This is a genomic window from Segatella copri (genome assembly GCF_026015465.1).
Taxonomy (GTDB): Bacteria; Bacteroidota; Bacteroidia; order Bacteroidales; family Bacteroidaceae; genus Prevotella; species Prevotella copri_E.
On record NZ_JAPDUQ010000003.1, the window covers coordinates 86599 to 99411 of the forward strand.

Genomic DNA, 12813 nt, shown 5'->3' on the forward strand with positions numbered 1-12813 from the left:
TCTCGCATAGCTTACAAGGAGAAAACCTTGGAAATTAGAACTTTTTACGTTAAAATCCATATTTGACAAGCAGATTTTGAAGAAAATATTTGGAGTTTCCAATAAAAAAGAGTATTTTTGCAGCAACAAATCCCACCACGCCTCTCAACGATGCGTACCACGGTGGGACTTCGCTTTTTATAAAGGGTATATGGATTACGACAAACAACCGATAAACGTAGATGAACAGGTTGCCTTGCTCCAGAACAGAGGGCTGGTGATAGAAGATATTGCAACTGCCAAATTGCAGCTTCGCAATATCAGTTATTTTCGTATTGCCAGTTACCTACGATATATGGAGGAAGACAGACAGTTTCATCATTATAAACTGGGTAGTACATTTGAACAAGCCATCGACCTTTATCTCTTTGACAAAGAACTTCGTCAACTTATATTCAAGGCAATTCAAGATATAGAGATTTCTCTTCGGACCAAAATGATTCAGATATTTTCCATGGAGCATGGCGCATTTTGGTTTATGGATGCATCATTGTTCAAGAATGCAGACTTTTATGAAGGCTGCCTTGACAATATCAAGAAAGAGGTATCTCGTTCAAATGAAGATTTCATCAAGGAGCATTCCGAGAAATATACTTTCCCTTCTCTCCCTCCTGTGTGGAAAACATTAGAGGTCGTTTCGTTTGGTACGCTTTCCAAATTATTTTGTCTGTTCAAGGACAATCGTCTCAAAAAGCAAGTGGCAAGAGAGTTTGGACTACCTCAATACACTTACTTGGAAAGTTGGATAAGGTGTATAACCGTGCTTCGCAATTGTTGTGCTCACCATGCCCGTATATGGAATAGGCGTTTTGCCTTGAAGCCACAATTGCCAAATCGGCTTCCACTTTTTTGGATTGCTCCAACCCAAAAGCCTATCAAACTTTACCATCAGTTATGCACCTTATTATATATGGAGCAAACTATAACTCCTTGTATGGATTTAAAAAGCTCTCTGCTCAGATTGTTCGCAGATTATCCCAATATTGATTTACATGCCATGGGCTTTCCACAAGGATGGGAAAACGAACCTTTATGGAGATAGCAACAAGTGTTCGGATATAAGTCTATCCAAGCACTTGCTTGTTGAATTCGCGCTTTGGCTGCTTTAGAGCTTAATGTTAAGCCTCATAACTCGCTCTAATTTGGACTTTGATTGAAAATCAAGAAGTTGGGCGTTTGCCTATATTATATAGGTAACAATATGGAAACGAGCGGACTTCTGCTCGTTTCTGTATTTTGCAATATGCAAAGAACGCCTTAATTCGGGGACAAAGATACGATATTTTTCTAAATATCCAATGATTTACAAGAGGAATTTTATGGAAATTAGAACTTTTGCGTAAAATCTGATGCTTAGCAACACAATATGTATCCAAAAACAAACAGCAGTATTCGGATATAGCTTATCCGAATACCTGCTGCCATAACGTTTTGTTGCTGACGATGATTCTGACATCGGCTTTCATGTACTTTTGCAACACAGGGGACTTTTGTCCCTGTGTACTCACAGTGGCTATAGCCATAAAATAGTTACCATCTTCCCTATGTATGAGCCTGGCTTTATGGCTTATGATGTTGCAGTTATAAGATGCATTATCGTTGCCCTCGAAAGATACATGAGCCGTCCTTGGCTCATCGAAAAGGTACAAATACTTATATGGCACAAACACTTGCACTGTTCTTTGATTGAGAACCTCACCATTAGCCTCTATGGATATAGGATAAGGTATCTTGTAGAAAGCAACTGCGAGGGCGAGGACTATGATCGTAATGACAACCGTTCCCAAGCTGACGAGGCGAGGAGGAACCTTGCCTATCACGTTCCTCACCTTCTCGCTTCTCAACTCGATGTTATCTGATTCTTTTTCTTTCTGTTCCATATCAAAAGCATTTTAGTTTCCCAATTCCAACTGATTCTTCACAAGGTTATAGTATGCCCCTCGCTTGGCGGTCAAAGACTCATGGTTACCTTCCTCAACCACTTTGCCATGGTCGATGACCACGATTTGGTCGGCATTCTTCACCGTACTTAGGCGATGAGCCACTATCACAACCGTCTTTCCTTTGTAGAATTTATCCAAGTTCTCCACAATGTTTCTCTCATTGTTGGCATCGAGCGAGTTGGTCGCCTCGTCAAGGAAGATGTAGTCGGGATTCTTATACACCGCCCTTGCTATCAAGATACGCTGTTTCTGTCCCTGGCTCAGTCCCACTCCATCACGTCCAATCTTGGTATTGAACTTCAGCGGCAAGGCCATCACATAATCCTTGATACAAGCTATCTCTGCTGCTTTTAGCAACCGTTCCTTGTCTATGTCACCATCATCAACAGCAATGTTTCGTGCGATACTCTCCGAGAAGATGACACCTTCCTGCATCACAACGCCACATTGTCTGCGCCACCATTTCTTGTTGAGCTTGTTGATGTCAGTATTGCCTATGTTGATTTGTCCCTCCAAGACGGGATAATAACCAAGCATCAAACGGATGAGGGTGGTCTTTCCACTGCCAGATGCACCAACGATGGCTGTTACCTTACCTTGCGGAATGTGAATGCTCACATCATCTATGGTCTTGCGCAAAGCATGTGGGTCGTATTTGAACATGATGTTCTTGATGTCAATGCCCTCATTCTTATCTTCAATAGAAGTTAGCAAGCCTTCCTTTCCATTCTCATCATCCATCTGGTGAATCTCGTTGATTCGCTCCAAGCTAATCTTCACATCTTGCAGAGAATAGAAGAAATTCATCAGTTGCTCCACTGGCGAGTTGAGCTGTCCGATGATGTATTGCACGGCAAGCATCATACCGAGTGTCATTTGCCCATGAATCACGGCGGTTGCAGCGACTACCGTAATGATGATGTTCTTCACCTCGTTAATAAAGATGCTTCCTGCCTCCTGTGTCTGTTGGAGTTTGAGTGATTTCATCTGCACTCCAAACAAGTCTGCTTGCGTGTCCTCCCATTCCCACCGTCTACGCTGCTCACAATCCTGCAACTTGCTCTCCTGTATGGTTGTTATAAACTCATAAGTCTTGTTGTTGTTGATGGCTTGTTGCTCAAACAATTCGTAATCAAGCAACTTCCTTCGCTTCAAGAACAAAGTCATCCATGCACCATAGAGGATGCTTCCCAACAAGAAGATAGCAAACACCAACTTATTGTAGAAGAACAACACCACCGAGAACACCACGAAAGTAAGCATGGCAAAGGTGATGTTGAGCGTCTGCTGTGTAAGGAAGTTGTTCACACGACTATGGTCATTCATTCTCTGCATCAAATCCCCCATGAGTTTCGTATCAAAGAAAGACATCGGTAGCTTCAAGAGCTTGATAAAAAAGTCGCTTACTAAAGAGATGTTGATACGTAAGGAAATGTGGAGTAACAACCACCTACGGATAAAGTCGATTGCCGTTCTACTGATGGTTAGCATCAATTGTCCCAACAGGATAAGCCAAACAAAGCCGATGTCTTGATTTTTAATACCAACGTCCACGATTGACTGTGTAAGGAATGGAAGGACAAATTGCGAAAGACTTCCGACTATCAAGCCCAAGATGACTTGTCCGAAATACTTGCGGTATTTCTTCACATACCCAAAAAGAAAGTGAAAAGATCTCTTCCCGCTGATTTTCTTTTTGTCTTCCATCTGATGGGTAAAAAAAGTGGGAGTAGTTTCCAAAAACATAGCTATGCCTTTGTCCTGTCCATTAGAGTTTGTACTAATCCAATGTTTTTTGAACTCTTCAAGACTATAAGTCACCAATCCTTTTCCTGGGTCGGCAATGTAGAACTTATTCTCATTTTTTACTCTATATAAGACTACAAAATGATTTTGATTCCAATGAAGGATACTTGGTAGAGAAACCTCTGTTAAAGTTTTAACTGTACACTTAACATTTACTACATGAAAGCCCAAACTTGTAGCAGTTTCGCTGATTCCAAGCATAGAAACTCCTTCCGTTGTAGCAAAACATATTTTTGACAAGGAATCAAGGGAATATTCTTTGCCATAATAGTTACATATCATTTGTAAACATGCTATGCCACATTGCATACTATCATGTTGTCGTTCTACCTTAAAATTATTCATCAAATTTTATATTCTTACTATGTCTATGAAAAAACTAAAATATTACTGTAAACAAGTGAGCGAAATACCCTATCTACATCTTTCTCATATAGTTTTTTGCTTATGCCTTCACCTTGTTGCTTTACCTCTAAGCAGTTTTTAATTTCTTTAAAGGTTGCATTTTTTACATTTTGCAAATACCATATAATTTGCATTTTGACACCTGCTAATAAGAGCTTTTGGGGCTGTCCCAATGTTGCATCTGGTGTTATGACAACAGCGAGGTCTTTTATATTCGTCACTTTTCTTAAAATATTATCATCTAGATGGAGTACATTACGAATTATATCTTCATGTGAAATACTTATGATTTTACACTTTGGATTAATCATTACCTTTTTCTCCAAAAGAGAAATATTGCTCCATAATAAGTCTCTGCATTTACTTTGTTCCTGAAATATTTCAAGTATATCCTTTGATAATTTTATATTAATCTCATCATAAGCGGTTGATATTTCATGCACTTTAGATTCATTGTTATTTTCCTTTGCTAATTGTTGCATAGACTTACTCTTCTCTAAGAAAATTCCAAGCTCTGGAAAATTTATCAATGGTGAGATATTGTGTTCATAACAGTATTTTGTAATATGATTACTTACTGTCGGATTTATGTAATGCAAGTATTGCGAAACAAACACATATGATTTGAACTGTCGTTTAATTCCTGCAAGCATATGCATGTAACCTGTCTTTGGAGAACATGAAAAATCCATAGGAAGCCAATCGAATTTTGTACTAAGTTTGTCGCCAACAGTGCAGAGACCTATTTCTTTCCTATGTTTTTGGGAAAGAATGTACAAGAACAACTGCTCATAGATAGAATTGACAAATCCGTCATTGATTTTTCGCAATGTATCAACATTGGCATGTATAAATTTCTTTATAAGCTCAACATACTCTTGGATGAAAGAAATGTCTTGTCCTCCTAAAACTCCTGCGTTTATAACTCTAAGAATAGAACTAGACTCTGCAATGTCTTTTATCCATAAAGGAAATTCACAACCATAGCTCAACATTTTTTCAAATGTTCTTTTGTTATAATATTGGTCGTCGTACTCTATATTTTGTCCTATGACATCAGACTTCTCTATTTGTGTTGAGAGTCTATCGAACATAAACCAATCGCAATCAACATGCAAAAAGGGAGTTTTTTGTTGAGAATATGTATATATCTTAGGCAAAGCCCAAAGGTTACAACCTTTGTACTCTTGCATAAAATCTGGAATCACAACAATCTCATCATAAGGAATTTTCAATTCGCTTACAATCTCTTTTACACTACCGTTGCAATATAAGGTGACGCTTCCGTAATGTTTTTTGAGAAGAAGGCAGCTGACAGCCATGCTTTTCCAATTCATGTCAGCAGTAAGAAAACCTGCAGTATCATAAATCGGATTTTTGTTATCAGCATAACTATAATATGTTTGGACTATTTTCATTTTTTTTCAATATTTATAATTCCGTCAAAAACGCATTGTCTTATAAAAGTGTTTAAATCAGAATCTTTTTCTAATGCTTTACCATATGCTTGAAGCAGAAGTAAGTTTGCATTTTCTTCTCTAAGAAGTTCTTTAAGAAATTGCACTTTCTTATAAGACCAAACAAACTCATCTACTTTGTTCAATATAGGGTTGTAAACCCATAGAATGCACTTGGATGGTATATGATGCTTAGACTTAAATACAAGCAAATCAAGCAGGGATTCTTTGCATTCAATAAATTTTAAAGTATGAGACAATTCCATTTCTATTTTATGCTCATCAGATATTAACGAATTTTGAAGCATTTTTACCATTTGTATTTGGTGCTGCTGTATCTTGATAAGCTCTTTTCTGTTTTTTAGAAAACTATTTTTGTAGTTTTCCTTTAAAGTTTCGTATGCATTTAATTCCTCAGATTCCAACTTTGTCAAGTTTGTTAAACTTTTAAGTTTTTCCAATCTTAAAGATTTCTTTGATACCAAGTCACTACTTAATATTGGGCAATCTATTCCTATCTCGGCACAAGCTGTAAGAATTTGCTCGTATTCCTTAGGGAAATCATTTAACATATTATAAACAATAAACCTATTGCAACGAATATTATCTTTGTATTCCATAACATGCATATATTTCAAAGGTGTGCCAGAAACAGTTTGTGTCGGAACAGTAGCATCTTGCATGTCAAAATCTGTAATTACTTTTTTATAGTATGTACGCACCTCTTTATGCTCAAAAGTGGTCATTCCATAATATAACCACTGTTCAAAAACTACATTGTATAAAAATTTGCGAGAAGCTTTGTCTAAATTACCTTTATTCTTTGAAACAAAATTTATTATATTATTAATATATCGCTGCAAGAACAATAGGTCATTTCCACCAATAATCCCTGCATTAAATGAGGAAATATATTTGTCCCCAATACAATGTTGCATTATGTACTGTGGCAGTTGGATATTATCCTTTTTTATTTCATTGAATACTTCTCTATAAAAGTTAGAGTCTCTTTCTTTATGTTGAGCCACCAATGGAGCTTTCAATAAAGCTTCAGGTATTGGAGTCCACATAAAAATATCGGAATCTATATGTATAAATGGCTCTTTTTGTCTTTGATAAGTTAAAATCTTGGGCCAACAATAAAACCATTCATTGTAATCACCGTTGTAATCACAAATATAATATTTGTCATATGGCAACTTAAACAAATCCTTCAAGATGTGAACAATTGTTTCATTACCATAAAACAACAAGCGTAATGTAGGGTTATTACGCTTGAGAAGTAAACAACTATATGCAATTGATAACCAAAATACAAATGAAGATAAGTAGCACCCTCTATAATTTAAATTTTGGGGTGTTATACGTTTGTTGAAAAATGATTGAATAATATTCATCTTTTTATTTCTTTATTTTTGCTAGATAATCCAAATATATCCTATCTTCAATATTGTATATGAAAGAAGGACATCGTGGTTCTTTTTCCAATAAGCCAAGTGGACATAGACCTCCGCAAAGAGGGTAAAACTTACAGTTGTTGCAAGGATGTACTCGTTTTTCAAGTAACATTTGAGGAACATCATGCAAACAGCTACGTTTATTCGGAACTATTATTTTTTGTTCTACATTTCCCAAAACAAAACCTTTGGACTTATAATACTCGGAATAAGAGGTTTCTGAACAATCCAGAATATTTCCATCAGCATCATACATTTCTGCATCATTGTCTGTTCCTATACATTGGTAAGGAGCAACTCTTTTCGGAAGAATTGTAACCTTGAAATTATGATTTATCATATATTCTATATGCTTTGAAGACAACTTTCCTAACAATTTATGTCCTAGCATACTACCTGCTCCATTGTTAGACCATGAGACAACAGGGGTTGTATAGAAATAATCTTATCCTGCATATTATGCTTATATAGCATTTCCAACAAAGGCATAACCCCTTCAATATTTCTTTCATCTACATTGCATCTAATACTAATCACACATGTATTTTTATCATAGAAAGGGGATTGAGTGATTGCCTTTAAATTGTTGAAGATGATATCGAAAGAACCAATTCCGCATGTCGTTACTCTTCTTTTGTCATGAAATTCCTTGCTACCATCAAGAGTAATTTCTATACGATACACATTGAATTCTTCCTTCAGCATTTTGTATATAGAAGGAGACAATGCGTAACCATTAGTTGTTATGTGTCCTGAATATTTTAGGTTACGACTAATTGCAATACCTTTCAATTGTTCATTTAACTTTTTCATCTTGGAAAAAGCCATCAATGGCTCACCACCAAACCATCCTATCTCTAACGACTTTGTATCTTTTAGGGATATTTTTTGCTTGATGCGACAAACTATTTGCTCTATCAAGCTATCCGTTAAAAACTTGCGAGAATGAGCTTGTCCGCAATAGTCGCAAGCAAGTTGACAAGCGGCTGTTGGCTGGATTGACACATACAATCGATCAGTGGATTTTTTTGATAATCGCACTTTATTTTCCTTGTTGATTTCATCCAATTCATCTTCTGTGCTTGGAACTAGAACTTTCTCTGATATTAAAATTTCCAATACTTTTGGCTGAAGAGTGGTAAATTTTCCATTCTCAACTATAGAAAAAACTTTTTTAGAGACTAAAATATTTTTGCCTGTTCGTCCAGAAAACAGTAAACAAATTTCCTGACCACTAGAAGTGCGTTTAGAAACTGCAAAAGTGTATTTTGATAATATGTAATTCATTTCTATTCGTTTGTAAAAAACGAGAGTTGACTTTTTATGTCACAAGGCACAAAAGGCCAACTCTCAAAAACATACTAATGTACCATTTTAGGCACAATTGCCAAATGAACAGTTGTTGTAACTGCCACAGACAAACTTGCCGCCATAAATGTCATCAGCACGTTCATCCTCAAGGACAATGCACTCGTCCTCTAATCCACGAAGCCCCATTTTTTCTGAGAGCTTCAACAAATCGTTGTTTGTTTCCATAATGTATAAAAATTAAATCATACTCCTACTCTTTTAAAGATTTTCGGATACCTCTTTTAATTTTTAGAAACGACTCAATTCTTCATTGCCAGCACCCTTACCTTTATATAGGTTTCTTGTTGTATTGAAGTTATATTGCAATGTCAAGAGCAAGGCACGGCTATCAGTCGTCATGTTTTGCCAAAGTGTAACATCCTTGTTGTAGAATGTTACATTACGGTAGCTCTTGTTGAAGATGTCATTGGCTTCAAGCGACACGGAAAAATGGTCTTTCCCAAAAGCCTTGTAAAGTTTGGCATTCAGGTATGAGGAAGAACTGAACTTCATGTTGTCCTTGTTGCCACGACTGTTCCATTCCATATCGATATTCATCCAAATGTCGCCAGGCAGATGGATGGCATTCTGGAACTGCACGATTCCCAAAGGATTGCTGAAGGATTTGCGTTCACCCATATATTCGCCAGTGAACCACTGTTTGATGATGCCTGCATTCACTTTAGGTTCCCAAATGCCAACCTTAAATTGTGCGCCAACAAATGCTTGTAGTTCATCTATCTTTGGAGTATTCTCCATGGTCAGCAACTTTACCTCTCCATCCTCGCCATAAGATTTCGTAGTCTGGATAAAGGCATCCTTCCTATGTTCGTATGAAACCTTTGCAAAGAATTGCTTCCATGCACCCATCAACTCCACAGAATGAATCTTCATAGGAGATAGGTAAGGATTTCCACTTTCCAAGGTCAAGCGATTGACATAGCTGACTGTTCCGTCAAGGTCATCGTATGATGGACGTTGAGTCTTGCTTGTGTAGCTCAATGATAATTGCGTTTTTCCAATCTCTGTAGAAATAGCCAAAGAAGGGAACACGTTGTTGTAAGTCTTGCTTTGGTCTTCTTTGAGTTGTCCATTTTCTGTGTATTTGAAGTTGACATGCTCGTAACGAAGTCCTGCCTCTACAGCAACCTTTCCGTATTGCTGACCTATGGAGAGGAAACCTGCCATGTTCTTCTCATTGCTCTTGGTGTTGCTATTTCCAATAGTCGCCATGTTGGTGTTGAAATCATTCAAAGTCTGTGAGGCGGTGTATTCATTTCCAACCTCTATTTGTCCTTTCCACAAGGGATAGCTCAACACCAGTTTCTCGGCAAACATTCGTGAGTGTCCGATACCATTGGATGTAACCGAATTGTTCTCATTGTTTATGTTTTTCTCCGACAGATTGGAAGTCTTGCGCTTTTTCCTCCACATGTAATCCATGTTGAAGTCAACGCCAAGTTTTCCCACTTCTCCATTGTAATAGATGTTGGCATGATGCTTTGGAACGGCATGTGTCCTGTTGAGTCCTATTGTGGAAACCTCGTCTTTCAGTGTTCCATCGTCATACGAAATGGACTTATAATCAGGATATTCCTTTTGCAATCCAGCTCCATTCACATAATAAGCACCGATGGAATGATGTTCGTTGAGCATCCATGACAATCCAAACTTGCCGAAGAACTCATTGTTTCGCATACGACCGATGCTTTCTATGTTTTGAAGCCAATTGGTAGAAGCTTTCGTTTCCATATTTGTGACTCCATAACTATAGAATTGGCCGGTATAATAATTAAGATTGGTGAATACCTCCAAACCACCTTTGCGATATTTCAAGTTTGCTTGTTCCATGCTTGAAAAATAGTGTCGGAAACCATTTTGGACACGAAGGGTTCCACCAAAGCCTTCGCCTCGCGATGGCTTGGTACGAATGCGGATGACTGACTTTACGGAAGCATCATACTTTGCACCAGGATTGGTGATAATTTCCACATTCTTGATGTCTTGTGAGTTGAGTTGTGCTAGTTCATTCTTGTCTTGTACGACATGCCCATTGATATAGATGAGTGGCACACCCTTGCCAAACACTTCGAAGTTGCCATCTCTTCCTGTGACCATTGGCACTTGGCGCAATACGTCATTTGCCGTGCCTGCATGAGACAGTTGAGAATTAACTACAGTAGTAACCAAGGCATTGCCCTTGATGGCAATAACAGGGCGTGATGATTTCACCACAACTTCACCGAGCATCTTGCTGTCCTCTTCCATCTTGATGACACCCACATTTTCACCCTCGCAATCCTTGCAGATGGTTTTGTAGCCCACGGATGTTACCTTGATGATTCCGCCATTGCAGACGGAGTCTATTGAGAAGCTACCATCCTCTCCACTCACCGCTCCCTTGACGAACGCGGAGTCTTGCCGATTTAGGAGCACCACATTGGCGAAAGCCAAAGGCTCACCCTTGGTGTCCACTACTTTTCCCATGATATTCTGTGCCATCGTCGAGGTCATTACAGATAGGCACAAGGCCGTTGTTAAAATCCCCTTATTATTCATTGTATAATTATTTTTTTTATTGCTTAATCTATTATATTCTTATCAATCCTCAGTATATAAGGAATCATGACGTTGCAAAGGTACTATATAAAAATCACAGCGTATTTGCGGAAATATTAAAATTGTGTTACATAAAGAAAAAGTCCTTTATTTGGCTTTTCAAGGCATATTCTTACCTTCAATTTCAAGTAATTTGCAATTGGTAAGACTATCCTTGTATGTTGCCATTTCTATCATTTTATAATGGTGGCGAACAGAATCCTCGTAAGCAGCAACACGATTCCTCACATTATTTATAACATTTTCGTCTCGACATATAGAGAAGTACTTTTCAATGTAGTGAATGTTTGGGTCATCAGTAGAAAGCACCATCTTCAATGCCCTATATTTCAAGTCTGCCTCCTCCCAATCTTGGTAATCTCGCCATTGGGTGAGATTGCCCCAATGGAAATGACAAGGGATAGAGCCAAGCCACCAATGAAAAGAAGAACATTCTTTGAGGTTGGCTCGAAGTGATGGGTTACAACCTTCTTTTGAGGTGATTTGTTCATCAATTCAAGTTTATCTTGCAATGCCTTTGAGGTGACAGTATGCTCTTGTTTCATCTGCTTGACAGCATCAACCAAGAACTTGCTTCGCTGCTCATTTTTGCCAAGTTCAACCTTAATAAGGTCAGCAAAAACGATAATGGCATCTCTTAATTTGGATATTTTACCTCTGACTTCCTCTTCTTTGATAAACATCGCATTGATTGACTTATCCAACTTGGTTATGTCATTACTTGCAGGAACGGTTTCCGCTCCTGCGTTCTTTGTGGAGGCAGAAAGTTCATCGACTTTCTGCTCCAATCTCTCAACTGTGCCGTAGATGGCTTCCAATAGTTCTTCTTTCATGTTCGATTCTAATTTTAAGTTTGTAACTTGCATCAAAGGCTGAAGCCCTTTCTGCGTTTTCTCTTTTTCTTCTTGGCGGATTCATCCTCTGGGAATGGCTCATAAGTTTGGGCATTAGACGGAGCGAACAAGCCGATGGAAGAAATACCACTCCAAGGGTCTTGGGTATGTTCTGCCGTTGGTTGAGTCTGTTCTACTTGGTGACAACTTGGTTGTCCTCCCTGCATAGATTCGGCTCTTGGCGATGGCTACCGTCTCTGCGTTGTGTCCGCTGACCACCTCGCCGTTCAAGGCGGACTCACGGATGTACTCCGCCAACTTGCGGTTGGCTTTTCTCGCCCTCAGTCTCAAAGCCTCGTAGCTTGGCTTTGAGAACTTCACCGTGACAGACTTCGACAATTTGCGAACCCTGCCTGTGGGCGGTCTTCCGCCCTTCTTGCTCTGTTCCTGTATGTTTGTCATTCGATATACTGTTTACAGTTGGTACACTCACTTTCTGCGACCGTCGGGAGCAAAATTCCTCCGCCCTCATGGTGGAGCGAGGCGTTTTGGGGTTCCCAAAACATAACCTCGCTCCCTCTCAGAACACGTTAGTTGGAACTACAGCCTTTCAGCTATCCACGTCCAAGGTCGCAGACCTTAATTCTCACAATTTGCGCCAAGCCTCGAAGTCTTCTTCATAAAGGCTTAGGTGGTGGCGCACGATGTTCTCGATGATGCCCGATACGCTCATGCGCCTTCCTCCGAGGATGCGGACGACACGGTCAAGACGATCCTACATCTTTTGTTTTTGCCATAACTTACATTGTTTAAATTGTTGGTATAGTGGTCACGGTTTGCACCATTGACCGATTGTCGGGTGCAAAGTAAGTGTACTGAGTGCAGCCATGCAACTGATTGGGTG

At 38.8% G+C, this 12813-nt stretch carries 10 protein-coding genes and 2 pseudogenes; 1 reads left to right on the forward strand and 11 read right to left on the reverse strand.

Going from position 1 to position 12813, the window contains the following annotated elements; all coding sequences use genetic code 11:
* Window positions 1–190: 190 nt before the first annotated feature.
* A complete protein-coding gene (locus ONT08_RS11545; RefSeq protein ID WP_135940365.1) occupies window positions 191–1081 on the forward strand; it encodes an Abi family protein in 891 nt (296 codons plus the stop codon).
* 361 nt (window positions 1082–1442) lie between these two features.
* Here the strand turns inward: ONT08_RS11545 and ONT08_RS11550 are convergent, their stop codons facing one another.
* From ONT08_RS11550 to ONT08_RS11600, 11 genes and pseudogenes are all read right to left on the reverse strand, one after another.
* Entirely contained in the window at window positions 1443–1919 is a 477-nt protein-coding gene (locus ONT08_RS11550) for a hypothetical protein (protein ID WP_264959991.1), read from the reverse strand.
* Window positions 1920–1931: 12 nt separating this feature from the next.
* On the reverse strand, window positions 1932–4133 hold the full coding sequence (locus tag ONT08_RS11555) for a peptidase domain-containing ABC transporter (protein ID WP_264960168.1): 2202 nt from the start codon (window positions 4131–4133) through the stop codon (window positions 1932–1934).
* Between the two features lie 23 nt (window positions 4134–4156).
* Window positions 4157–5611: a DUF6734 family protein gene (locus tag ONT08_RS11560; protein WP_118201831.1), complete on the reverse strand. Its 1455-nt coding sequence runs from the start codon at window positions 5609–5611 to the stop codon at window positions 4157–4159.
* Entirely contained in the window at window positions 5608–7047 is a 1440-nt protein-coding gene (locus ONT08_RS11565; RefSeq protein ID WP_264959992.1) for a DUF6734 family protein, read from the reverse strand. Before ONT08_RS11565 ends, ONT08_RS11560 begins: the two co-directional genes overlap by 4 nt.
* A 4-nt stretch (window positions 7048–7051) precedes the next feature.
* Entirely contained in the window at window positions 7052–7498 is a 447-nt protein-coding gene (locus ONT08_RS11570) for an SPASM domain-containing protein (RefSeq protein WP_264959993.1), read from the reverse strand.
* Window positions 7492–8394: a radical SAM protein gene (locus ONT08_RS11575; protein ID WP_264959994.1), complete on the reverse strand. Its 903-nt coding sequence runs from the start codon at window positions 8392–8394 to the stop codon at window positions 7492–7494. The genes ONT08_RS11570 and ONT08_RS11575 overlap by 7 nt, the downstream gene beginning before the upstream one ends.
* An 87-nt stretch (window positions 8395–8481) precedes the next feature.
* Window positions 8482–8643 carry a hypothetical protein gene (locus tag ONT08_RS11580; protein WP_182429315.1) on the reverse strand — a complete coding sequence of 54 codons (162 nt, stop codon included), beginning with the start codon at window positions 8641–8643 and terminating at the stop codon, window positions 8482–8484.
* 63 nt (window positions 8644–8706) lie between these two features.
* Window positions 8707–10959 (reverse strand): TonB-dependent receptor domain-containing protein, encoded by a 2253-nt coding sequence (locus tag ONT08_RS11585; RefSeq protein ID WP_264959995.1) that lies wholly within the window; start codon window positions 10957–10959, stop codon window positions 8707–8709.
* Window positions 10960–11175: 216 nt separating this feature from the next.
* Window positions 11176–11909, reverse strand: a pseudogene (locus ONT08_RS11590) (hypothetical protein).
* A 114-nt stretch (window positions 11910–12023) separates the two neighbouring features.
* The gene (locus ONT08_RS11595; protein WP_264959996.1) at window positions 12024–12371 is read right to left on the reverse strand and encodes a plasmid mobilization protein; all 348 of its coding nucleotides are present in this window, start codon (window positions 12369–12371) and stop codon (window positions 12024–12026) included.
* Window positions 12372–12555: 184 nt separating this feature from the next.
* A pseudogene (locus ONT08_RS11600) lies at window positions 12556–12684 on the reverse strand (DUF3408 domain-containing protein); the annotation flags it as partial.
* Window positions 12685–12813: the final 129 nt, after the last annotated feature.